At 65.0% G+C, this 22,629-nt stretch carries 17 protein-coding genes and 1 tRNA gene; 12 read left to right on the plus strand and 6 right to left on the minus strand.

Annotation, left to right across the window (positions count from 1 at the left end; genetic code table 11):
• Positions 1–2,301, plus strand: a 2,301-nt coding sequence (locus HMPREF1023_RS13355; RefSeq protein WP_156788375.1) for a heavy metal translocating P-type ATPase, incomplete at its 5' end; no start/stop codon positions are given.
• 52 nt (positions 2,302–2,353) lie between these two features.
• On the opposite strand, the gene HMPREF1023_RS13360 is transcribed toward HMPREF1023_RS13355, so the two are convergent.
• Positions 2,354–3,490, minus strand: coding sequence for a histidinol-phosphate transaminase (locus tag HMPREF1023_RS13360; RefSeq protein WP_009306962.1), 1,137 nt, complete (start codon positions 3,488–3,490; stop codon positions 2,354–2,356).
• 103 nt (positions 3,491–3,593) lie between these two features.
• Between HMPREF1023_RS13360 and dinB the strand changes: the two genes are divergently transcribed.
• On the plus strand, positions 3,594–4,919 hold the full coding sequence (gene dinB / locus HMPREF1023_RS13365; protein ID WP_009306963.1) for a DNA polymerase IV: 1,326 nt from the start codon (positions 3,594–3,596) through the stop codon (positions 4,917–4,919).
• A 139-nt stretch (positions 4,920–5,058) separates the two neighbouring features.
• Here the strand turns inward: dinB and HMPREF1023_RS13370 are convergent, their stop codons facing one another.
• Complete coding sequence (locus HMPREF1023_RS13370) at positions 5,059–5,937, minus strand: DegV family protein (protein WP_009306964.1); 879 nt, start codon at positions 5,935–5,937, stop codon at positions 5,059–5,061.
• A gap of 215 nt (positions 5,938–6,152) precedes the next feature.
• Here HMPREF1023_RS13370 and ileS point away from each other — a divergent pair, with 215 nt between their 5' ends.
• The 3 genes from ileS to HMPREF1023_RS13385 are packed head-to-tail and all read left to right on the plus strand — an operon-like array spanning position 6,153 to position 10,736.
• The gene (gene ileS, locus HMPREF1023_RS13375) at positions 6,153–8,999 is read left to right on the plus strand and encodes an isoleucine--tRNA ligase (RefSeq protein WP_009306965.1); all 2,847 of its coding nucleotides are present in this window, start codon (positions 6,153–6,155) and stop codon (positions 8,997–8,999) included.
• A gap of 4 nt (positions 9,000–9,003) precedes the next feature.
• Positions 9,004–9,705, plus strand: coding sequence for a signal peptidase II (lspA, locus tag HMPREF1023_RS13380; protein ID WP_009306966.1), 702 nt, complete (start codon positions 9,004–9,006; stop codon positions 9,703–9,705).
• Complete coding sequence (locus HMPREF1023_RS13385; protein ID WP_009306967.1) at positions 9,702–10,736, plus strand: RluA family pseudouridine synthase; 1,035 nt, start codon at positions 9,702–9,704, stop codon at positions 10,734–10,736. The genes lspA and HMPREF1023_RS13385 overlap by 4 nt, the downstream gene beginning before the upstream one ends.
• Position 10,737: 1 nt before the next feature.
• Here the strand turns inward: HMPREF1023_RS13385 and HMPREF1023_RS13390 are convergent, their stop codons facing one another.
• Positions 10,738–11,553, minus strand: coding sequence for a putative ABC transporter permease (locus HMPREF1023_RS13390; RefSeq protein WP_009306968.1), 816 nt, complete (start codon positions 11,551–11,553; stop codon positions 10,738–10,740).
• Between the two features lie 94 nt (positions 11,554–11,647).
• Between HMPREF1023_RS13390 and hemH the strand changes: the two genes are divergently transcribed.
• The 5 genes from hemH to HMPREF1023_RS13415 all read left to right on the plus strand — a co-directional run bounded on the left by hemH (position 11,648) and on the right by HMPREF1023_RS13415 (position 16,341).
• The gene (hemH, locus tag HMPREF1023_RS13395; protein WP_009306969.1) at positions 11,648–12,679 is read left to right on the plus strand and encodes a ferrochelatase; all 1,032 of its coding nucleotides are present in this window, start codon (positions 11,648–11,650) and stop codon (positions 12,677–12,679) included.
• Positions 12,672–13,892 (plus strand): bifunctional phosphopantothenoylcysteine decarboxylase/phosphopantothenate--cysteine ligase CoaBC, encoded by a 1,221-nt coding sequence (gene coaBC, locus HMPREF1023_RS13400; protein WP_009306970.1) that lies wholly within the window; start codon positions 12,672–12,674, stop codon positions 13,890–13,892. Before hemH ends, coaBC begins: the two co-directional genes overlap by 8 nt.
• Before the next feature lie 144 nt (positions 13,893–14,036).
• Positions 14,037–14,113 (plus strand) — tRNA-Pro (locus HMPREF1023_RS13405).
• Between the two features lie 393 nt (positions 14,114–14,506).
• The gene (locus HMPREF1023_RS13410) at positions 14,507–15,769 is read left to right on the plus strand and encodes a RidA family protein (RefSeq protein ID WP_009306971.1); all 1,263 of its coding nucleotides are present in this window, start codon (positions 14,507–14,509) and stop codon (positions 15,767–15,769) included.
• A 320-nt stretch (positions 15,770–16,089) separates the two neighbouring features.
• Positions 16,090–16,341 (plus strand): GlsB/YeaQ/YmgE family stress response membrane protein, encoded by a 252-nt coding sequence (locus HMPREF1023_RS13415; RefSeq protein WP_009306972.1) that lies wholly within the window; start codon positions 16,090–16,092, stop codon positions 16,339–16,341.
• Positions 16,342–16,432: 91 nt separating this feature from the next.
• On the opposite strand, the gene HMPREF1023_RS13420 is transcribed toward HMPREF1023_RS13415, so the two are convergent.
• From HMPREF1023_RS13420 to HMPREF1023_RS13430, 3 genes are all read right to left on the minus strand, one after another.
• The gene (locus HMPREF1023_RS13420) at positions 16,433–17,428 is read right to left on the minus strand and encodes a DUF4179 domain-containing protein (protein ID WP_232228728.1); all 996 of its coding nucleotides are present in this window, start codon (positions 17,426–17,428) and stop codon (positions 16,433–16,435) included.
• A gap of 52 nt (positions 17,429–17,480) precedes the next feature.
• Entirely contained in the window at positions 17,481–17,972 is a 492-nt protein-coding gene (locus HMPREF1023_RS13425) for an RNA polymerase sigma factor (RefSeq protein WP_009306974.1), read from the minus strand.
• A gap of 88 nt (positions 17,973–18,060) precedes the next feature.
• Positions 18,061–19,032 carry a LuxR family transcriptional regulator gene (locus HMPREF1023_RS13430; protein WP_009306975.1) on the minus strand — a complete coding sequence of 324 codons (972 nt, stop codon included), beginning with the start codon at positions 19,030–19,032 and terminating at the stop codon, positions 18,061–18,063.
• A 226-nt stretch (positions 19,033–19,258) separates the two neighbouring features.
• On the opposite strand from HMPREF1023_RS13430, the gene HMPREF1023_RS13435 reads away from it, so the two are divergent.
• Both HMPREF1023_RS13435 and HMPREF1023_RS13440 read left to right on the plus strand, forming a co-directional pair.
• Positions 19,259–20,845, plus strand: coding sequence for a YfcC family protein (locus HMPREF1023_RS13435; RefSeq protein ID WP_009306976.1), 1,587 nt, complete (start codon positions 19,259–19,261; stop codon positions 20,843–20,845).
• A 217-nt stretch (positions 20,846–21,062) separates the two neighbouring features.
• The gene (locus HMPREF1023_RS13440; protein WP_009306977.1) at positions 21,063–22,544 is read left to right on the plus strand and encodes an MATE family efflux transporter; all 1,482 of its coding nucleotides are present in this window, start codon (positions 21,063–21,065) and stop codon (positions 22,542–22,544) included.
• Positions 22,545–22,629 lie beyond the last annotated feature (85 nt).

The raw sequence follows: 22,629 nt of genomic DNA on the forward strand, positions 1-22,629 counted from the left end.
GTGGCCGACGCGGCCGCCGAGGCCAAGCATGTTCGCATGCGCCTCATCGTGTCGGCCGTGTTCACGATCCCCTTGTTCTACCTGTCGATGGGACACATGTTCGGCTGGCCGCTGCCCGGGTTCTTCCTGGGGGACGAGAACGTGCTCACGTTCGCGCTCACGCAGTTCCTGCTGCTCTTGCCCGTCGTGTTCGTCAACTTCAAATTCTTCCGCGTGGGCTTCAAGACGCTCGTCCACGGCGCGCCGAACATGGACTCGCTCATCGCGTTGGGCTCGACGGCGGCCTCGGCGTACGGCATATACGCCATCTACAAGATCGGCATCGCGCTGGGCGCGGGCGACCTGCACGCCTCGCATATGGCGGCCATGGACCTGTACTTCGAGTCGGCGGCCATGATCCTCACGCTCATCACGCTGGGCAAGTACTTCGAGGCGCGCGCGAAGGGCAAGACCACCGGCGCCATCGCCAAGCTCGTGGACCTCGCGCCGAAGGAGGCCGTGCGCCTTGCGGACGGCGTCGAGGAGCGCGTGCCCGTGGAGGCCGTGCGCGTCGGCGACGTGCTGGCGGTGCGCGCGGGCGAGGGCGTGCCCGTGGACGGCACGCTGCTGGAAGGCTCGGGCACGCTGGACGAGTCGGTGATCACCGGCGAGAGCGTGCCGGTGGACAAGCGCCCGGGCGACCGCGTGACCGGCGCCACCCTGAACAGCACCGGATGGTTCACTATGCGCGCCGACCGCGTGGGCGACGACACTGCGCTGGCCGGCATCATCCGGCTCGTGGACGAGGCCACCTCCACGAAGGCTCCCATCGAGAAGATCGCCGACAAGATATCGGGCGTGTTCGTGCCCGTGGTAATCGTCATCGCCGTGGTCACGTTCGCCGTGTGGATGCTCGGTGGCGCGACGCTGGAGGTCGCGCTGTCGCACGCCATCAGCGTGCTGGTCATCTCGTGCCCGTGCGCGCTCGGCCTGGCCACGCCCACGGCCATCATGGTGGGCACGGGGCGCGGGGCGACCAACGGCATCCTCGTCAAGTCGGCCGAGGCGCTGGAAACCGCCCACGACGTGCGCACCGTGGTGCTGGACAAGACCGGCACGGTGACCGAGGGCGCGCCGAGCGTCACCGACGTGCTGGCCGCGCCGGGCGTGGGCAAGGAGCGGCTGCTGGAGCTGGCGGTGTCTGTCGAAGGCCGCTCCGAGCACCCGCTCGCGCGTGCCGTGTGCGCCTACGCCCGCGAGCGAAAGGTGTACCCGCTTCTGGTGGAGGACTTCAGGCAGATTCCCGGCGAAGGCGTCGCCGCGCTCGTGGACGACCACCCCTCGCTCGCCGGCAACCTGCGTATGATGGAGGCCCGCGGCATCGAGACGGGCACGTTCGCCGAGGCCGCCGGGCGGCTGGCCGACGAGGGCAAGACGCCCTTGTTCTTCGCCCAGGACGGCGAGCTTCTGGGCATCGTCGCCGTGGCCGACACGGTGAAGCCCTCGAGCGCCGCCGCCTTGGTCGTGCTGAAGGGCATGGGCATCCGCACGGTGATGCTGACCGGCGACAACGAGCGCACGGCCGCCGCCATCCAGCGCAAGGTGGGCGCCGACGAGGTCATCGCCGGCGTGCTGCCGGACGGCAAGGAGCGCGAGATCCGCCGCTTGGCTGAGCAAGGACGCGTGGCCATGGTGGGCGACGGCATCAACGACGCCCCCGCGCTCGCGCGCGCCGATGTCGGCATCGCCATCGGAGCCGGCACCGACGTGGCCATCGAGAGCGCCGACATCGTGCTCATGCGAAGCGACCTTTTAGACGTGCCCGTCTCCATCCAGCTTTCGCGCGCGACGCTGCGCAACATCAAGCAGAACCTGTTCTGGGCGCTCGTGTACAACGCCGTGTGCATTCCTGTGGCCGCCGGCGCGCTGTCGTTCATGGGCCTGAACCTCAACCCCATGATCTCTGCGGCCGCCATGAGCCTGAGCTCGGTGTGCGTGGTGACGAACGCCCTGCGCCTGCGCGGCTGGAAGCCCGACCTCCCTGCGGCACCGTCGGACGCCCCCGCGTCCGCGCCCATCGACAGCACCGAGTCCGACAACCCCAACGAAAAGGAGAGTACCATGGAGAAGACCCTGAACGTCGAAGGCATGATGTGCCAGCACTGCGTCGCCCACGTGAAGAGGGCGCTGGAAGGCGTGGCGGGCGTGGAAGAGGCCGTCGTCGATCTCGATGCCGGCACCGCCACTGCGAAGCTTGCGCACGACGTGCCGGAAGACGTGCTGGCCGCCGCGATCGTAGAGGCGGGCTACGAGGTGAAGTAGGCCCCGACTGTCATCCTGAGCGCAGGCGGTGTGTGTCAAGGCGAGCTGCGCCCTAGCAGCCCACGACGATCTCGCGCAGGGCCGCCACCAGCTTCTCGTTGTCCTCGCGCGTGCGCACGGCAACGCAGAAGTAGCGGCTGTCCTCGAGCGCGGGAGTTCCTTCCAGCTTGCGCACGAGGAACCCGGCCAATTGCAGGCGCTGGGCCAGCTCGTCGGTGTTCGCCACCCCTAGCGCCAGGTCGGGGCCGGCGTCGAACGTGCACATGACGTAGTTCGCCTCGGCGGGGAAGATGTCGATGCCGGGGATGAGGTTGAGCATGCACTGCAGCCAGGGGATCTCGGAGTCCAAGAACTCGCGCGTGCGCTCGAGGTGCTCGGTCTCCGTGAGCGCCAGCTCGCCGATCACCTCGGCGAACATCGGCACGCACGAGCTGTCGTAAAAGCGCGTGATCTGCGCGATGGTGTCGGGATGCGCGATGCAGTAGCTGATGGGGATGCCCGGCATGGCGAACGGCTCGCACAGCGAGCGCACCACCACGAGGTTGCGGTGCTCGTTCACGAGGGATACCATGCTCTCGCCGCCCAGCGTGAGCTCGATGGACCGCTCGTCAACCACCACCCAGGTGCAGGCGTCGAGGTAGGCAAGCAGCGTCGGCTTCGGCAGCAGGCGGCTGGTGGGGTAGCCCGGGTTCGCCAGCACGGCGGCGTCGAACACGATGCCGTGGCGCTCGGCCGCGGCCGGATCGGGCACGGTGAAGCCGGCGGGGCTGGCGATCTCAACCACGCGATGCCCGGCATTTCCTGCGGCCAGCGCGTACTCCACAGGGCCGGGAACGGCCACACCCACGGTGCAGGGCTGGTAGGTCTGGGCTACGGCGCGCACCATGTCGCCCACGGTGGAGCCCACGAGAAACGATTCCACGGACAATCCGAACTTGCGGGCCAGCACGCTGCGCAGGGCGTGAGCCTCGCGGTCGGGCGGGTAGTTCAGCTCGCCGGCGGCGAGCGCGGTCTCCATAGCGCGGATGAAAGAAGGGGGCGTGCCCAAGGGGTTCGCCGTGCCCGAGAAGTCGATCCAGTTCATCTCCGAGCGCATCTCGTAGGGAGGAGACAGCAGCTGCTCGGGCAGCGCGGTCACGCAGGCTCGTACGCTGGGAAGCGCGTCGGTGTCTCGCTGCGTCATCGTCATGTCTCTCCCTCCCCGCATGTTGCCTCGTGGCTCGAGGCAAGGAATGAATATCCTAGCACAAGTTCATTACGCCCGGACAGGGCATGGTAGACTTATTCGCGCAATGCGATCCTATTCACCACAGACCGATCCCGAACGGCCCGCCAGCGGCGGCGGCTACGCCATGCCGCTCGAGCCGTGGGAGGGCCCGGCCATCCTGCTCGTGGACCTCGACGCGTTCTTCGCTTCGGTCGAGCAGCTGGATCATCCCGCCTGGCGCGGCAAGCCCGTCATCGTGGGCGGCGATGCCGACAAGCACGGCGTGGTGTCCACGGCGTCCTACGAGGCGCGCCCGTACGGCGTGCGCAGCGCCATGCCCTCTTCCACGGCGAAGCGCCTGTGCCCTCACGCCATCTGGACGCACGGCCGCTTCGACCGCTACCGCGAGATGTCGAACGCCATCATGGACATACTGCGCGCCGAAACGCCGCACGTGCAGCAGGTCAGCATCGACGAGGCGTTCATGGACGTGTCTCCCACGTCGGTGAACCGAGAGCATCCCGTGCGCGTCGCGCAGCGTATCCAGCAGCGCGTCGAGGAGCTGGGCGTCACGTGCTCCATCGGGGTGGGCACGTCGAAGACCGTCGCGAAGATAGCCTCGGACATGGACAAGCCGCGCGGGCTGACCGTGGTGTACCCCGGAGGCGAGCGGGATTTCCTCGCGCCCCTGCCCGTGCGCACGATGAGCGGCATCGGAGCCGCAGCCGAGGAGAAGCTGCACTCCCGCGGCATACGCACCCTCGGCCAGCTGGCCGATGCGGACGAAGGCATGCTGCTGCGCGCGTTCGGCAAGAACGGCCGCGTCATGCACGTGCGGGCGAACGGGGGCGACGACGCGCCCGTGGAGCAGGACGACACGGTGAAATCGGTGTCGAACGAGATGACGTTCGCAGTAGACCTCACCACGCGCGAGGAAGTGGAGGGGGCCATCGCCACCATCGCCGCGAAAGTGGGGCGCCGCCTGCGCCGCAAGGGGCTGCGCGGCCGCACCCTGGGCCTGCGCATGCGCTACGACGACCGCAGCGTGCGCTCGGTGCAGCGTCAGCTGCCGGCGCCCAGCGACGACGAGTTCGCCTACACGCCGCTTCTGTGCCGCATGGCCGACGAGCTGTGGCGCCCCGGCATGCCCGTGCGTCTCATCGGCGTGGCGATGACCGGGTTCGACGGCGACGGAAGCGTGCAGGGCAGCCTGTTCGACATCGCCGAGGCCGCTCCCAGCGACGACGACGTGCAGCCCGCCATCCTAGACGAGAGGAAGCGCCGCGGGCTCATCGAGGCCACCGACCTTGTCAAGGACAAGTTCGGCGAATCCGCGGTCCGCTTCGGCCGCGAGCTGCGAGGCGAGGGCAACACCAGCTCCGCCAGCAAGAACCCGGCCGACTACAAGTAGACGTTCTCAAAGCGAAGCCGGACGCAAGCGATATGCAGCCGCGAACCCTTCGAGAAAGCCGGCCTGAGGAGGTCGGAACTGCGCGCGGCATGTCTGCCCCGACCCCCAACAGGTTGAAAAATCGACAATGGACGCCAGGCTATCGCTTGTCGGCCAGGAAGAACAGCGCCATGGTGCCAGGTCCCGAATGGGCGCCGATGACGGGGTCGACGTAGTTGATGACGACCTCCTTCACGCCGAAGCGCTCCTTCACCTCTTGGGCCACGTACTCGGCGTCCTCGAGGCAATCGCCGTGCGTGATGAACACCATCTGCTGGTCGATGGGGGCGATGGCCGTCTTCTCCATGTGGTCCACCAGGGCGTGCAACGACTTCTTGCGTCCGCGCACCTTCTCCAGGGGGATGAGGCGCCCCTCGTCGTCCACGTGCATGACCGGCTTGATGTTGAGCATGGTGCCCGCCCACGCCGCGGTCTTCGACACGCGCCCGCCGCGGAACAGGAACATGAGGTCGTCCACGGTGAACCAGTGCGCCAGGTTCAACTTGTGCTGCTCTACCCAGTCGCGCACCTCGTCGATGGAGGCGCCGCCTCGGGCGCGCTGCACGGCGTGCCACACGAGCAGGCCTTCGCCGCCCGAGGCGGCCAGCGTGTCCACGGAGCGCAGCTTCCGCTCGGGGAACTCCGCGGCCAGCTGCTTCACCAGGAGCTCGACGGCCTCGTAGGTACCCGACAGCCCGCTGGAGAAGCCCAGGTACAGCACGTCGCGTCCCTGTTCCAGCAGCCCGCGCATGAGCGCCTCGGAGTCGGCCAGGTTCGGCAGCGACGTGGTGATCACCTTGCCGTCGCGCATCATCGTGTAGAACTGCTTGAGGTCGGTGTGCTGCCCCTTGAGATAGCTTTGATACTGCTCGCCGTCCACCATGAAGGTGAGGGGCAGGATATGCAGACCGAATTCGTCGATCATGTCCTCGACGAGGTTGCAGCTGGAATCGGTGACGATCTCGAAGTTCATCGGCATACGACGCGTCCTTCCTTGAAACTGCAGCGGTCGGAAAAACCCGAGCTTCCCGCTGTGAATATGCGATCGTTAAAAGTATACCGTTTAGCGTCGCGCTCCTGTGTCGCAATTTTGAAAAGTGCGGGCAGGCTCGCCGGAAACGGCGTTCGTTCCACTATACTATAGCGGTTTATGGCGACAGAAGCGCACATGCTTTGAGGAAAGGTACGGCACCCGTGGCGAACACGTACAAAGAAACGATGAACCTGCCGAAGACCGACTTCGCGATGCGGGCTAACCTGCCCGAGAGCGAGCCGAAGCGTCTGGCCAAGTGGGAAGAAGAGCATATCTACGAGCAGGTTCTCGAGAAGAACAAGGACGGCAAGCCCTTCATCCTGCACGACGGCCCTCCGTACGCCAACGGCCCCATCCATATCGGCCATGCCTTCAACAAGATCCTCAAGGACTTCGTGAACAAGTCCCATGCGCAGCGCGGGTTCTTCACGCCCTACGTGCCCGGCTGGGACTGCCACGGCCAGCCCATCGAGCATATGGTGGAGAAGACCCTCGGCCCCGACAAAATGGCCAAGATCGACCAGCCCACGCTGCGCCGCCTCTGCCGCGAATGGGCTGAGAAATACGTCGACGTGCAGCGCGAGGGCTTCAAGCGCCTCGGCGTGAACGCCGATTGGGAGCATCCGTACCTCACGTTCACGCCGAACTACGAGGCGGGCAACGTCGAGGTGTTCAAGCAGATGTACCTCGACGGCTTGGTGTACCGCGGCCGCAAACCCATCCACTGGTGCAAGCGCTGCCACACGGCGCTTGCCGAGGCCGAGATCGAGTACTCCGACGAGACGTCGCCGTCCATCTTCGTGAAGTTCAAGATGGATATCATGCCCGGCATGTTCGAGACTGCAGGCGCTGCGGGCGACGCCTACGTGCTCATCTGGACCACCACGCCCTGGACGCTTCCGGCGAACACGGCCGTGTCGCTGGCGCCCGACGCCGACTACGTGATGGTCCAGGCGGACGGCTCCAACATGATCATGGCGCGCGAGCTGGTGGAACAGGTGGCCGAGATCGCGGGCTGGGAATCCTACGACCTCGTGCGCGGCGAGGACGGCGAGCCCGTCGCGCTCAAGGGCCGCGAATTCACCGGCCTCACCTACACGTGCCCCGTCCGCCAGGACCTCAAGGGCACCATCATCTACGGCGACCACGTCACGCTGGACTCCGGCACGGGCGCGGTGCACACGGCTCCCGGCCATGGTCAGGACGACTACCTCGTGGCGCTGGAGTTCGACGTGCCGCTGCTCATGCCGGTGGACGACAACGGCGTTCTCACCGACGAGGCGGGCCCTTTCGCGGGCCTCGACGTTGACGAGGCGAACCCGGTCATCATCGAATGGCTGCGCGAACGCGGCACGCTGGTGGCCCAAAAGGAGATCCTGCACAGCTACCCGCACTGCTGGCGCTGCCACGAGCCGGTCATCTTCCGCGCCACCGACCAGTGGTTCGTGTCCATGGACAAGAACAGCCTGCGCGAGAACGCGCTCAAGGCCATCGAGAACGACGTCGAGTGGATTCCCGCGTGGGCTTCGAACCGTATCGGATCCATGGTGGCCGACCGTCCCGACTGGTGCATCTCGCGCCAGCGTTCGTGGGGCGTGCCCATCCCCGTGTTCAAATGTGCGAAGTGCGGCTCCACCGTGGCGAACGAGCAGACATTCGACGCGGTGATCGACCTGTTCTACCGCGAGGGCGCCGACGCGTGGTTCACGCGCGAGCCGTCCGAGTACCTGCCGCGCGGCGTGAAATGCGAGACGTGCGGCTGCACCGAGCTGACCCCCGAGAAGGACATCCTCGACGTGTGGTGGGAGAGCGGCGTGTCGCACACCAGCGTGTTGAAGCATCGCGAGGCCGAGGGTCTGCGCTTCCCGGCCGACATGTACCTGGAAGGCTCCGACCAGCACCGCGGCTGGTTCCAGTCGTCGCTGCTCACTAGCATGGGCGCGTACGGCGTGCCGCCGTACAAAGCCGTCATGCACTGCGGCTTCACCGTGGACGGCGAAGGCCGCAAGATGTCGAAATCGCTGGGCAACGGCGTGGATCCGGCCGAGGTCATGGCGAAGAGCGGCGCCGACGTGCTGCGCCTGTGGGTGGCCAGCGTCGATTACTCGCAGGACGTGAGCATCTCCGACGAGATCCTCCAACGCACCTCCGAGGCGTACCGCCGCATCCGCAACACGTTCCGCTTCTTGCTGGGCAGCCTGGACGACTTCGACGATCAGAAGGACGCCGTGTCCGATTGGAACGCGCTCGAGCCCCTCGACCAGTGGGCCATGGTGCGCACGAAGCACCTGCTGGACGACGTGAGCGCCGCCTACGACGCGTACAAGTTCCACTATGTGTACCGCGCCGTGTACGACTACATTGTGAACGACCTGTCGGCCGTGTACATGGACGCGACGAAGGACCGCCTGTACTCCGAGGCGCCTGACTCGCCGCGCCGCCGCGCCGTGCAGACGGTACTGATGAACATCCTCGAGGTGCTCGTGCGCGTGCTGGCGCCGGTGCTCTCGTTCACCACCGACGAGGTGTGGGAGCACTACCCCCAGGCCATGCGCGAGCGCGCAGGCCGCCCGACGAACGTGCAGCTGGCCGGTTGGCCCAAGGCGTCCGACTTCGCGCCCGCCATCCCCGCGGACGGGGAGCGCGTGTCCGAGGACTTCGGCGTGATCATGGGCGTGCGCGAAGTCGTGACCAAGGCGCTCGAGGACGCGCGCGGCCAGAAGGTCGTGAACAAGAGCCAGGAGGCGGCCGTCGTCGTGACCGCGCCCCGCGCCGTGCTCGACGCGGTGGAGCGCTATGACGCGGCGGTGTTCGAGGAGCTGTTCATCGTGGCGTCCGTGTCGTTCGCCGAAGGCGAGGAGCTGGCGGCGACGGTTTCGAAGACCGAGGCCGAGAAATGCCCGCGCTGCTGGAACCACCGTGCGCTCGGCGGCAACGCGAACCACGGATCCGTCTGCGAGCGCTGCGGCGATGCGCTCGACGCCATCGGCTTCGCGGAAGGGGAATAGGTTCTTGGATACGGAATCGCCCGACAAGCAGCCCTCCTCGCGTCGTCCCGAACGACCGGAGCGGGTCGATGGAATCGATGCGGCCTCGTCCGAAAGCGTTCCGACCCTTTCGGACGAGCGAGGCGATTCGAAGGAAGCCGCCTTTTCGGAGGAAGAAGCCCGGCAATTGAAGGCCGATCGCTCGCGTCACACGCTTGTGTTCGGCATCGTCGTGCTTGCATGGCTCGCTCTCGACACCCTCACGAAGAACTACTTCAACGGCTCGTATTCCATGGGGGAGGTGATCACGGGCCCGTTGCTCGGCCTCGTGCGGTTCCACCTCGTTCACAACACGGGTGCGGCTTGGGGCATGTTCGGCGACTCCACGTTCCTTCTGGGCGTTATGTCGCTGATCGTATGCGTGCTGCTCACGGTGTATCTGTTCTTCCTAGCGTATCGTCCCAACATCGTGCAGGTGGTGGGCGCGGCGCTCGTGGTGGCGGGCGGCCTCGGCAACGCGTTCGATCGCTTCGCGTTAGGCTACGTCGTGGACTTCATCGAGCCGGTGTTCATCGACTTCCCCGTGTTCAACGTGGCTGATATTGGCGTGACATGCGGATTCGTGCTATTCCTTGTCGGCGTTATCGTCAGCTGGCGCCACGAGGATCGCCTATCCGCAGAGCTTGCCGCGTCCGACGGCGAAGGCGAAGGAACCGACGCGCGATGAGCCGCATGTTGAGCTACGTCGCAGCACCCGACGACGCGGGTCAGCGCCTCGATGCGCTTTTGGCCGCGCGCGGTCTGTATCCCAGCCGTAGCGCGGCTGCGCGCGCGGTGGACGACGGCCTCGTGTTCGTGAACGGCGCGGAGGTTGCGAAGAAGCATCCCGTGGCGCCGGGCGACACGATCGTGTACCAGGTTGAGGAGCCGGTAGAGCCCGGCCCTTTGCGCGGCCAACCCATCGATCTGGACATACGCTTCGAGGACGAAGACCTCATCGTGCTGTCGAAGCAGGTGGGGCTCGTGTGCCATCCGTCGGTCGACCATGACGACGGCACGCTGGTGAACGCCCTCATCTACCACTGCGGCGCCGAGAACCTGTGCAACGTGCAGGGCGAGGACGACCGTCTGGGCATCGTGCACCGCCTCGACCGCGACACGAGCGGCCTCATGCTGGCGGCGAAGAACGACGAGACGGGCTATGCCCTCATGTCGGACATCCGCGATCGCGCGGTCGACCGACGTTACCTGGCGCTCGTGCACGGCGTGATCGCCCACGACACCGGTATGATCGACGCTCCCATCGCGCGCGCCGAGAAGGAGCGCACGCGCATGGCCGTCCGCGACACGCCGTCGGCTCGCGAGGCCATCACGACGTTTCGGGTGCTCGAGCGCTTCGAGCACGGGGGGCGCGACGACGGCTACACGCTCATCGACTGCAAGCTGTTCACAGGGCGCACCCATCAGATACGCGTGCATCTGGAGTACGCGAAGCACCCTCTTGTGGGCGACCCGGCGTACACGTCGGGCGCGCCGAGCGCGCCTGCGGCCGACCTCGGCCTCGACCGCCAGTTCCTGCACTCGTTCCAGCTGTCGTTCCAGCATCCCGTCACGGGGGAGGGCCTGCGCTTCGCGGACAACCTGCCCTCCGACCTGCAGGAAGCGCTCGACGACCTCGCCTCCCGCAGCACGGGCCGCACGACGGCGGGGGAGGAAGTGCGAGCGTTGCTGGAAGGCGCCCCGAGGCCGCGGCTGTAGCCTATCCCTTCCCGTACACGCTCATGTTCTGCATGCGGGATTGCAGGTAGCTGTCGGGGAAGTGCTCGTCGAAGAACCGCTGTTCCCACGTGGTGGCGGGCACGCCCGCGGCGCGCTGCCCCTCGCGGTCGAGCGCGAGCAGGGTGACGGCGATGTTCAGCGCCATAAACAGGCTGAGCGCCGCGGTGACCAGGCGTGCGAGCATGCTCCTGGCATCCACGTGCGAGAACACCCGCTTGATGAACGGCAGGATCGTGCGCACCCACACGAGGCCCAGAAGCCCCCACATCACGCCGAACGCGAAGTTCGTGCGGCCGTTGATGCTGCCGAACGTGCCGGTATAGTCCCAGGCGATGGCGCCCCACAGCACCTCCATGAGCCAGCTCGTCGCGTACTCCATCACCGAGCCCAGCAGCATGGCTATGAGGAAGATGATGAGGTTGTGCGAGTGGTAGAAGCGGTTGAGCGACACCGTGAGCACCACCGCACCCACGCCGTATATGGGCGAGAACGGGCCCCACACGAGGCCGGCGCGGCTTTCGTAGCCGCCGTACACGATGGCGTGGAACACCGTCTCCACTACGAGGCCGAACACGCTGCCTGCGACGAACAGCCAGAACAGCGTGAAGTAGTCGATCTTGAGGTATCCCTGGTTCGGACGGACCTGCTCGCGCGCCTCTTTGCCGATCTCGCGGAGGATGCCCGGATGCGGTTCGGGGCTTTCGCAGGGGGAGGAGCCGGCTTCGGGTTCCCGATCGGACGTTTCGGCCTGTCGCGACGTCGATTCCACAGCCGATTTTTTCGGTTCTTTCTCCATTCACCTGCCCTGTCGATAGTCAATGGGCTAAACTATAACAGATTTTCCAGGGCGGAATTCAACCGTTTCGTCATGTCTACTCCGCAGGAAGGTGATGAACATCGTGCCAGAGGGGAAGCGCTCGGGGGTGCTCCTAGTGAACACCGGCACGCCTACCGTGCCCAAGCCCCGCGCCGTGCGGAAATATCTCGCCAAGTTCTTGATGGACAAGCGCATCGCGCCGATGAACCGGGCAGGATGGTGGTTCGTCCTCCATCTGTTCATCCTCCCGAAGCGGGGACGCGCGTCTGCCGAGAAATACCAGAAGATCTGGACCGACGAAGGATCGCCGTTCACCATCGCCCATCAGAAGCTGGAGGCCGGCCTGGGGGCCGCGTTCGAGGACGAGGGGCTGGACGTTGCGGTGCGCTGCGCCATGAGCTACAGCGACCCGTCGGTGCTCGATTGCGTGCGCGAGCTCAAGGGCGCGGGCTGCACGCGTCTCATCGTGCTTCCGCTGTACCCGCAAAGCGCCTACTCGACCACCGGCTCGGTGTCCGACAGCGTGGAGCGCGCGCTCAAGAAGGCGCGTTGGGACGTGCCGTGCGACTTCGTCGACAACTACCACGACGACCCCACCTACATCCGCGCCATCGCTGCGTCCATCGAGCATGCCGGTTTCAAGGTGGACTCTGACGATAAAGTGCTGTTCTCGTACCATTCCATCCCGCTCGTGGACATCGAGGCGGGGGACACCTACGAGCTGCAGACGGGCGCCACCAGCTTGCAGGTGGCCAGCGAGCTGGGCATCGACCGCAACCGCTGGACCATCGGCTACCAGTGCCGTTTCGACAAGGGCCGCGAATGGCTCTCCCCGTACACGCGCGACGTGCTGACGCGCTGGGCGGAAACCGGGGTGGGACGCGTGTTCTTCATCTGCCCGAACTTCGCCGTCGATTGTTTGGAGACGCTCTACGACATCGACCACGAGCTCAAGCCGTTTTATTTCGACCAGATCAAGCAGGCGGGTCGCACGCCCGGTGAGGAAAGCTTCACGTACGTGCCCTGCCTCGACCGCAGCCGCGCGCACCTTCGAGTGCTTTCCGACGTGCTGCGCCCGCATATAGAGGAGGGCTCTCGTGACTAACGTGAACGAAGGCGCGGCAAACCCCGCGCAGAAGACCGTGCTTTTGGGCGTGACGGGGTGCATCGCCGCCTACAAATCGTGCGAGATCGTGCGGGGCCTGCAGAAGGCGGGCGTGCGCGTGAAGGTGGTCATGACCGAGCATGCCACCGAGTTCGTGGGACCCACGACGTTCCGTGCGCTTACGCACGAGACGGTGGCCGTGGGCCTGTTCGACGACCCGTCCGACCCCATCCACCACGTGTCGCTCGCGCAGGAGGCCGACGTGTTCCTCATCGCGCCGTGCACCGCGAACGTCATCGCGAAGATCGCGAACGGCATCGCCGACGATCTCTTGACCACCACGGCGCTGGCCACCACCGCGCCGCTCGTCATCGCGCCGGCCATGAACGTGAACATGTACGAGAACGGCGCCACGCGCTACAACATAGGCAAGCTGCATATCCGCGGCGCGCGCTTCATCGACGCAGGCGACGGCTACCTGGCGTGCGGCGACATCGGCAAGGGCCGGTTGGCCGAGGTGGACGACATCGTGTCGGCAACGCTGGACGAGCTGGGCGTGAAGCGCGACCTGGCCGGGCGCAGTGTCATGATCACCGCGGGCCCCACGGTTGAGCCCATCGACCCGGTTCGCTACATCTCGAACCACTCCTCTGGCAAGACCGGCTACGCTCTCGCCCGCGCTGCGGCTCTTCGCGGAGCCGACGTGACGCTTATTTCGGGACCCGTGTCGCTGCCCGCCCCGCAAGGCGTGCATATGGTGCACGTGAAGACGGCGCGCGACATGTTCGCGGCGGCCGAGGACGCTTTCGAAGACGCCGACATCGCCATCTTCGCGGCGGCGGTGGCGGACATGCGTCCGCGCGAGGCGGCCGGGCATAAGCTGAAGAAGGGCATCGCCGACGCCGAGCTGGGCACCATCGACCTCGTCGAGAACCCGGACATCCTGGCCACGCTGGGCGAGCGCAAGGAGCAGCAGGTGGTGGTGGGCTTCGCCGCCGAGACGAACGACGTGGTGGCGAACGCCGAGAAGAAGCTCGTATCCAAGCACGCCGATCTGGTGGTCGCTAACGAAGTGGGAGGCGGCCGCGCGTTCGGTGCCGACGACAACGTGGTATGGTTCGTGGACGATCAGGACGTCGAGGAGCTTCCCCGCATGTCCAAGACTCGCCTCGCCGACGAGATTCTCAACAAGGCCATGCAGTTCCTGGCGTAGCGAAGTGCGATGGACGGGGCTGAACGCCTTCGGCTTTCCCCGGGCTTGAAGAAGATGTAAATTTCTTCTTGCAAAGCCGGCAGGTTACCGTTAAGATAGTCAACGCTGTTTGGGAAGCTCGCAAGAGCAACCGGGCAAGCACAACGGGTTGTGGCGCAGTTTGGTAGCGCACTTGACTGGGGGTCAAGGGGTCGCAGGTTCAAATCCTGTCAACCCGACCAGCAACTTAGAGCAGGTCATCGGAGAAACCGGTGGCCTGCTTTTTTATGCTCAGCGGCGTGAACGCATCCCATCGGAAGCGTTCACGCTTCCGATGGGATGCGTGGCGACTTGTGGTCATCGTGTGACGAACGCTGAGAAGGCCGGATAGCAATCGGTGAACGGTAGGCGCGATAATCCTGCATGAAACGCACCTTACGATTCTGTTTTCTGCATGGTGCGCGCAGGGGGTTCCAAAATTGGCGGCGAGCGGTCTGATGCGTGCGTTACCGTTGGTTGGAAATCTTCGCGTAAACGTTTTGTGCATCTGCACAAAACGTTATACTACAGCCCTCCGAATACGGAGCGCTCCTTAAGGAGCGTACAGCGAAGCCCCCAAAAGGAGGATACGATCAATGGCTGATAACGTAGTATTGGCTCGTAACACGGACGAGGCCCCTCAGAACGACCGTTTTGCGCAGACCGTGGCGTTCTCGCACTACAACAACATCTCGGCTCAGCTCCCCATCGACCCGGAGACCGGCGCCATCGTCGAGGGCGGCATCTTCGAGCAGGCCGAGCAGTGCTTCGAGAACCTCGAGGCCATCGTCGAGAGCATCGACCACTCGCTGAACGACGTCGCGAGGATCACCGTCTTCGTGCGCGACATCCGCGACATGGACGTGGTCGACGAGGTGTACCGCGCCTTCTTCACCACGTATCTTCCTGCCCGCACGGTTATGGCTGTTGCGGCGCTGCCCATGGACGCGCTCGTGCAGGTGGAGGCGCTCATCACCAACGGTGAGGGCACCATCCCGAACGAGCCCCAGGCCGGCGACCTCGTCAAGTACGTGAACAACACGCACAACGCTCCTTACGACGCCCTGTCCACGCAGACCGTGGCGTTCTCGCACTACAACAACATCTCGGCTCAGCTCCCCATCGACCCCGTGTCGAACCAGATCGTGGTCGGCGGCGTCGCCGAGCAGGCCGCTCAGTGCCTCAAGAACATCAAGGCTGTCCTCACGAGCATCGACGTCCCGTTCGATGACATCGTGAAGGTCACCGTCTTCCTGAAGAACCTCTCCGACATCGATGCCGTGAACGAAGTGTACACGCGCTTCTTCCCCGATTCGGGCATCGCCCGCGCCGTGGCCTACATGCCGGCCCGCACCGTGGTCGAGGTTGCCGAGCTGCCGATGCACGCGCTCGTGCAGATCGAGGCCGTCGTGTCGCACGGCGACGGCACCCCGCCGCAGGAAGTGGAGGCCCGTCACGGCCTGATCATCGAGGCCAACGACACGGACGCTGCTCCGGTGAGCCCGCTGTCCTCGCAGAGCGTCGCGTTCTCGCACTACAACAACATCTCGGCGCAGCTGGGCGTCGACGCCGCGTCGGGCAAGCTCGTCGCTGGCGGCGTTGCCGAGCAGGCCGAGCAGGCATGCAAGAACATCAAGGCCATCATCGAGAACGTCGGCCACGTGATGGAAGACGCCGTCAAGGTGAACGTCTACCTGAAGAACATCGACGACCTCGCTGCCGTCGAGGACGTGTGCGCCCGCTACTTCACCGGCACCCCTGCGTTCCGCGCCGTCGGCACCGCTGCGCTGCCCATGGACGCGTTCGTGCAGATCGACGCCATCTTCGGCAACGCCGAGGGCACCCCGCCGATCAAGTAGCTCGCCTGAGCATCGGATGAACGAAAAGGCTGGAGATCGATCTCCAGCCTTTTTTGCGTCGAGAATGCATGCTTCCGTCGGCGCAGCCCTCGTGGCCGCGACCTTGCCCTTGCCTGGAAGCCATCATCGCTCCGAAAACACGCCTCGTGCGCTGAGGCGTGTTTTCGGAGCGATGATGATGTCCGTCGGCGTGACGCCGCTCACGGGGCGGCATCCAACCGACTACAGGCTGCATACGGCTTTCTGGTCAGGCTGTTCTAAGCGCAACGCTCGTCTATCCTCGTCAGCATCACCTATGAGCTTCGAGGAAAGGAACTGCTATGAGCATCATCGTATGGATCATCATCGGCGGCTTGGCCGGTTGGATCGCGAACATGATCATGAAGACGGACGGCAGCCTCGTCAAGAACATCGTGACGGGCATCGTCGGTGCGCTGATCGGCGGTTTCGTCATGAGCTTCTTCGGCGCCGCGGGATTCACCGGGTTCAACCTCTGGTCGTTCCTGGTGGCGTTGATAGGTTCGATCATTCTCATCGCCGTCATCAACCTGCTGACCGGCAAGCGCGCCTAGCGACGTTGTGCGCACGAGCCGAAAGCGGGGCGGCAGTCCTCTTTCGGGACGAAGCGGCCGGGATCGAACGTTCCCGGCCGCTTCGCGTTTTTCACGGCATCGGGATTTCCACGCCTCCGACCGTGACGGACTTCACCTGGTCGAGGTCGAGGATCTTGTCGAACATAAGGTCCGCGCGGCGTTTGGTGGCTCCTCCATCGTTCATGGCGCCGACAGACGGTACGTCGATAGACGAGCCGTTTCGCAGATTCACCGTTATGGGAACGTCGATGCCTGCGGAGCCTCTGCGCTTTCCCGTTTCTTCATCTTTCGTCATGAGTGGCTCGTCTGCTGTGTATTCGACTACGATGGCGATGGGGGAGAGGACTACGGAGTCGATTGCGACGTCGATGCCGTCGAGCTTCGTCCGTTGCCCGGCGCTCAGTTCAATCGATGCGTCCTCGTAGTTGAGCGGAAAGCTCATGTTCCAAGATCCTTCGATGACCGTCTGGAGGGACGGGAGAGTGGTTTTGCCGCCTGCCGTCATTTCTCCCGTCGCCAAATCTCCTAGTTCGACGTGCATGATCTTGCCTATGAACGAGTCGCCTCCTATGAACGAAGTCATCTTCACGATGCATTGCACGGAGTTGTCGGAAGGATCGGCGTCGTAGAAGCAGTATTCCGGGCCTACTTTGGTGTCTCCCACTCTGAACAGCTGTGCACCAGTGAAGACCGTCGTAAACGACTTGTCCAAAATCGTATCGACGCCCTCGATCGGCATGCCGTCGGTTCGGGCGATACTGAACACCGCAACGCAGTGTTCGTTGTCGCCGATCACCGCATCTGCTGTGATCGCAACACCGTTCGAAACGGCACTTGCGCCGATTGGGCGGCCGATCTTGTCGATCACCTCCGTCTGCGACGGTGCGCCCCCAAACAGATCCTCGGCGAAGTCTTCCAAGCTCACGAACGCTCCTGCAAGATACGCCGTGCAGCCTACTGCCAGGGCCAGCACGGCTGCGGCTGCGGCTATCACAAGGGCGCGCGAGCGCCGTGTCGGACGGGGAAGGGGCTCTGCGGCGGCGACCGCTTCGATGCGCTGCGCCATGCGTCGCTTGGCCTCGGGCGAGAACCGCAGCTCGTCGAGGGCTTCCTTGTATTCATCGATCATCGTCCGCTCCTTCCAACAGGGCGCGCAGCTTCTTGCGTCCGCGGCTCAGGCGGGCCGCCACGGCGTCCTCGGTGCCGCCCGTCATGTCCGCGATCTCGCGCGCGGTGTAGCCCTCGTAGTAGTGCAGGTACAGGGCCTCCCGAAACGGCTGCGACAGCTCCATCACCGCTTCGAGTACGGCGCTGTCGGGAACCTCGGGCGCGGCCGCCTCCGCGACGGCGTCGAGCGCCACCGACGTGCGGCGTCGCGCGCTGCGCAACACGTCCTTGCAGGCGTTCGCCGTCGCGCGCACGATCCAGGCACGCTCGTGCTCGGCGCTCTCGAAGGCGCGATCGGTCTGCAGCAGCTTGATCAGCACGTTCTGGCAGACGTCTTCGGCGTCGTGCGTGGATTTGAGATACGTGTAGCCAAGTCGCAGGATGAGGTCGGCGTACGTCTGCACGAGCCGCTGCGCCTCGGTATCGGGTTGTCGTTTGCGCATAGAGTCCGTTCCTGTCGTTCTTCGGGCAACGCCGTTTCACCTGCAATACGAACGAGCAGGGCGAATCCTGACAGCGCGGGCGAATCTTCTAGGAGAATTCCCAAAAATCCTGGATAAGCTCCTTGCGGTTAGCCCGCTCGGCCTTCTGGAGGATATGGTGCATGTGCACCTTGACGGTGCTCGGCGCAAGATGCATGGATGTGGCGATGTTCTGGTTGTCCTTGCCCAGCAGCACGAGTCGCAGCACCTCGGCCTCGCGCTTCGACAACTGTCGCGCGGCTGCGTAGGCTGCGAGATTCTGGTCGATGAACGTCTCGAGCGATGCGCCTCCCTGCGTGGGCGGTTCGGTACGTCGTAGCGACAGGCTGCGCCACGCGCTCGTGCAGGCGGCGAAGCCGCAGCACAGCACGAGCGCGTTCTCGGCGAAGTTGCGCTCGGGGAAGAAGGGCAGCCTCTGACCTGCGATCGCATGCGGGTCGATGACCAGCAGGAACACGACGTTCTCAAGCAGGACGCAGGTGACGAGCGCCCATAGCGCGCCGTACAGAGCACGATGGCGCCGCATGCGAAGCCGTAACACGTCGTCGCGCGTGCCGATGTAGCGAGCGGCGAGGTAGACGAGCATCGCGTACAGCATGGCCTCGCGCATGCTGTAGAACAGGAACATCTGGCCGTTGCCCTCGGGCGCGAGCAGAAGCACGGCGAAGCTTGCCAGCACGAACGCCGCACCCGGGATCCAGCGTACCGCCGGCCTATCCTCCTCCAGGTACTCGCACAGCACGAGCCAGAACGATATGAGCGCGCCGCCGCCGACGAGGACGGAAGCGACAGGGCTGCCGATGAAGAAGGGCGAGGCGGACGCGTCGGAGGCTCGCTGCATGAGGAAATCGTCCTGGAACACGAGCGCCACGTCGAAGAAGTAGAACAGGAAGCCGGCGAACGCGTAGCGGTACGCCTTGTTGCGCGTCACCAAGTACGAGGCGAGGCACGTCGCCGCCGTCAGGATGACGGCCAGCAGCACGATGAGCGTGTAGTAGAAAAGCCCGAGCCCCAGATCCATGCGCGTCCTCGTTCGTCGTCGGCACCACGCGCCCCGAGGGGCGCACGTCTCGAACAGTATAGACGATTCGCCGCAACGCGCCAGCTCAAACGCCCCTACAACCGAAATACACCCGCTCCTACCACCAGGTTAGGACTGCCCGCGCACCCGCTCGCGCGACACGATGGGGCCAACGTCCGAAGCGTATCGAACGAAACGACGAAGGTAGACGAAAGGGGACCAGCGCATGTCGACGGAAGCCACACTGCCCACCAGCACCGCCTCGCCCAAGGAGGACCCGCCCAAGAAGAAGAGGAAGCTCAGCTTCCCCACCGCGTTCACCATCCTGTTCGCGCTCACCATCGTCGCGGTGGCCGCCACCTGGTTCGTGCCGGCGGGCCAGTACGCGAAGCTGGCGTACAACCCCGACGCGGGCACGCTGCAGATCACGAGCCCGCAAGGCGAGGTCAGCGAGATCCCGGCCACCCAGGAGGAGCTCGACGCCATCGGCGTGAACATCGGCATCGACCAGTTCACGTCCGGCGCGCTGTCCAAGCCCATCTCGGTGCCCAACACCTACGAGCGCCTGGAGCAGCAGCCCAAGGGCATCGCCGACATCACGGTGAGCATGGTGTCGGGCACGGTGGAGGCCGCCGACATCATGGTGTTCATCCTCGTGCTGGGCGGCCTCATCGGCGTCGTGAACGCGAGCGGCGCGTTCGAATCGGGCCTCATGGCCCTCACGAAGAAGACGAAGGGCCACGAGTTCCTGCTCGTGTTCCTCGTGAGCGCCCTCATGGTCCTCGGCGGCACCACCTGCGGCCTCGAGGAGGAGGCCGTGGCCTTCTATCCCATCCTCGTGCCCATATTCCTGGCGCTCGGCTACGACTCCATCATCTGCGTGGGCGCCATCTTCCTGGCCGGCTCGATGGGCACGACGTTCTCCACCATCAACCCGTTCTCCGTGGTCATCGCCTCGAACGCGGCGGGCGTGAACTTCACGCAGGGCATCGAATGGCGTATCGCCGGCTGCATCGTGGGCGCCGTCGTGGTCATCGCCTACCTCTACTGGTACAGCCGCAAGATCAAGGCCGACCCGACGTTCTCCTACACCTACGAGGACCGCGAGAAGTTCGCGAAGCTGTACAACGTGGAGACGGGGGAGACGAAAGAGGCCAGGAAGAGCGGCTTCACGCTGAAGAAGAAGGCCATCCTCGTGCTGTTCGTGGCGGCGTTCCCCATCATGGTGTGGGGCGTCGTGAGCCAGGGCTGGTGGTTCCCTCAGATGGCGGCATCGTTTCTGGCCATCGCGATCATCATCATGTTCCTGTCGGGCATCGCCGAGAAGAAGGTGGTGGACGCGTTCATCCACGGCGCGTCGAGCCTCGTGGGCGTGTCGCTCATCATCGGGCTCGCGCGCGGCATCAACCTCATCATGGAGCAGGGGCTCATCTCCGACACGCTGCTGTTCTGGTCGTCGGGGCTCGTGCAGGGCATGGCCGGCCCCATCTTCATCATCGTCATGATGTTCATCTTCTTCCTGCTGGGCTTCGTGGTGCCCTCGTCGTCGGGCCTGGCCGTGCTGTCCATGCCCATCATGGCGCCCCTGGCCGACACCGTGGGCATCCCGCGCTCGGTGGTGGTGTGCGCCTACCAGTGGGGCCAGTACGCCATGCTCTACCTCGCGCCCACCGGCCTCGTGCTGGCCACGCTCACCATGCTGGACATGAAGTACTCCAAGTGGCTCAAGTTCGTGTGGCCTATGGTGCTGTTCGTGCTCATCTTCGGCGGCATCCTGCTGGTCGCCCAAGTCCTCGTCTACGGCGCCGCCTGATCTGCTGGTTGTTCTCGGCAGGCGGCTTGCGTATACTGGCAAGGATCGGGATGACCCGATCCTTGCCAGGCGTCGAGCCCCTCGCAGGCTGCTCCGCCGCAAGCCCGTCTGCCGGGACAACCCGGGAAACCATCGAGCATGCGGCCCATCCGACGGCCCGCTTCGCGCGGCGCCGAGCGGCGGGCCGCATGCTCGCGCACGTATGGAGCGAAGAATCATGCACGGAACCGAAGAGGCTGTGGACGGCGAGGGCGTCGTCGCCGAGATCGCACCGAAGTCGAGAAGCGATCGGAAGATCGACCGTTTGGGCACTGAGAGCACCTTCAAGCTGCTTCTGGAGTTCTCCATCCCGGCGGTGGCGGGCATGCTCGTGCAGATGCTGTACAACGTCATCGATGCGGTATACGTGGGACATGCGGTAGGCGCCGACGGCCTGGCCGCCACCACGGTCGCGAATCCCATGATGACGGCCATGGTGGCCGTGGCCATGCTCGTGGGCGTGGGCGGCAACGCGCTGGCGGCGATCAAGCTGGGCGAGCGCAAGAAGGGCGTGGCGGAACGCGTGATGGGCAACAGCTTCGTGCTGCTGCTGATCGCCACGGCGGTGCTGTGGGGCATCGCCATCTTCGCGCTCGAGCCCATCCTTCGCTACTCGGGCGCCGACGGCTCCGTGCTGCCGCTCGCGCTCGACTTCATGACGGTGATCGTGGCAGGCTGCCCGCTGCAGTTCATCGCGTTCGGCATGAACAACTTCATCCGCACGGCAGGGCACCCCAACCGAGCGCTGGGCTCCATGCTCGTCGGAACGGGCGCGAACGTGGTGCTGGGCTACCTGTTCATCATCGTGCTCGACGGCGGCATGCGCGGCGCCGGGCTGGCCACCGTGTGCTCATGGGCGCTGTCGGCTCTGTTCGTGATGCAGTTCTTCCTCAAGAAGGGCTCACCCATGCCTTTGCGCCGTCCGTCGCTGTCGCTCGACCCGCGCATCGCGCTGCGCGTCTGCGCCCTCGGAATCGCTCCGTGCGTCACGCAACTGGGCTTCGCCGTGTCGTCTATGATAGAGAACAACCTGTTGGTGCTGTACGGTGCCGCCGATGCGCTCGGCGTGGACGGAGCGCTTGCGGTGATGCGCGTGCTGTCGGCCGTAGGCCTGTTCACGTTCATGCCGGCCATGGGCATCGCCATGGGGGCGCAACCTATCGTGGGCTACAACTACGGCGCTCGCGCTTACGGCCGCATGAAGCTCGTGCTCGTGCAGGCCATAGTGCTGGGCATCGCCATCACGACGCCTTTGTGGGCAACGGTCGTCCTCGCACCCGACCTGTACGCGCACTTGTTCGGCTTGCCCGAGATATATATGAAGGAAACGGCTTGGGCGCTTGTGCTGTACCTCATGTTCATTCCCATCCTGCCTATTCAGACCATCGGCTCGAACTACTTCGACGCCACAGGCCAGGCGGCGAAAGCGACCGTGCTCACGCTCACGCGCCAGATCCTGTTCCTTATTCCGCTGCTCGTGTTCTGCCCGCTCGTTCTGCCGCAGGTGCTGCCCATCACGGCGCTTGAGAGCGTGTGGCTGGCGCCCTCGATATCCGATATAACATCCACGCTCATCGTAAGCGGTTTTCTCGCCTTCGAATGGCGGCGCCTGCGCGCTGCGGAAGCGGGGGAGGGCTCGAATGGCCTCCATCGAGCCTAGCGGCTCGAGCCGTTCCCTCGTGTTTTGTGTGCGTGCACAATGAAATAACGGTCGGGTAACGGAGAAGAAGCGGCTCGTCAATGCG

Source organism: Eggerthella sp. 1_3_56FAA (genome assembly GCF_000185625.1).
Lineage (GTDB): Bacteria > Actinomycetota > Coriobacteriia > Coriobacteriales > Eggerthellaceae > Eggerthella > Eggerthella lenta.

Coding starts and splice junctions, on each gene's coding strand:
- HMPREF1023_RS13360 (WP_009306962.1), bottom strand. CDS start 3,490: ATGACGATGACGCAGCGAGACACCGACGCGCTTCCCAGCGTACGAGCC.
- dinB (WP_009306963.1), top strand. CDS start 3,594: ATGCGATCCTATTCACCACAGACCGATCCCGAACGGCCCGCCAGCGGC.
- HMPREF1023_RS13370 (WP_009306964.1), bottom strand. CDS start 5,937: ATGCCGATGAACTTCGAGATCGTCACCGATTCCAGCTGCAACCTCGTC.
- HMPREF1023_RS13385 (WP_009306967.1), top strand. CDS start 9,702: ATGAGCCGCATGTTGAGCTACGTCGCAGCACCCGACGACGCGGGTCAG.
- HMPREF1023_RS13390 (WP_009306968.1), bottom strand. CDS start 11,553: ATGGAGAAAGAACCGAAAAAATCGGCTGTGGAATCGACGTCGCGACAG.
- hemH (WP_009306969.1), top strand. CDS start 11,648: ATGAACATCGTGCCAGAGGGGAAGCGCTCGGGGGTGCTCCTAGTGAAC.
- HMPREF1023_RS13410 (WP_009306971.1), top strand. CDS start 14,507: ATGGCTGATAACGTAGTATTGGCTCGTAACACGGACGAGGCCCCTCAG.
- HMPREF1023_RS13415 (WP_009306972.1), top strand. CDS start 16,090: ATGAGCATCATCGTATGGATCATCATCGGCGGCTTGGCCGGTTGGATC.
- HMPREF1023_RS13420 (WP_232228728.1), bottom strand. CDS start 17,428: ATGGCGCAGCGCATCGAAGCGGTCGCCGCCGCAGAGCCCCTTCCCCGT.
- HMPREF1023_RS13425 (WP_009306974.1), bottom strand. CDS start 17,972: ATGCGCAAACGACAACCCGATACCGAGGCGCAGCGGCTCGTGCAGACG.
- HMPREF1023_RS13430 (WP_009306975.1), bottom strand. CDS start 19,032: ATGGATCTGGGGCTCGGGCTTTTCTACTACACGCTCATCGTGCTGCTG.
- HMPREF1023_RS13435 (WP_009306976.1), top strand. CDS start 19,259: ATGTCGACGGAAGCCACACTGCCCACCAGCACCGCCTCGCCCAAGGAG.
- HMPREF1023_RS13440 (WP_009306977.1), top strand. CDS start 21,063: ATGCACGGAACCGAAGAGGCTGTGGACGGCGAGGGCGTCGTCGCCGAG.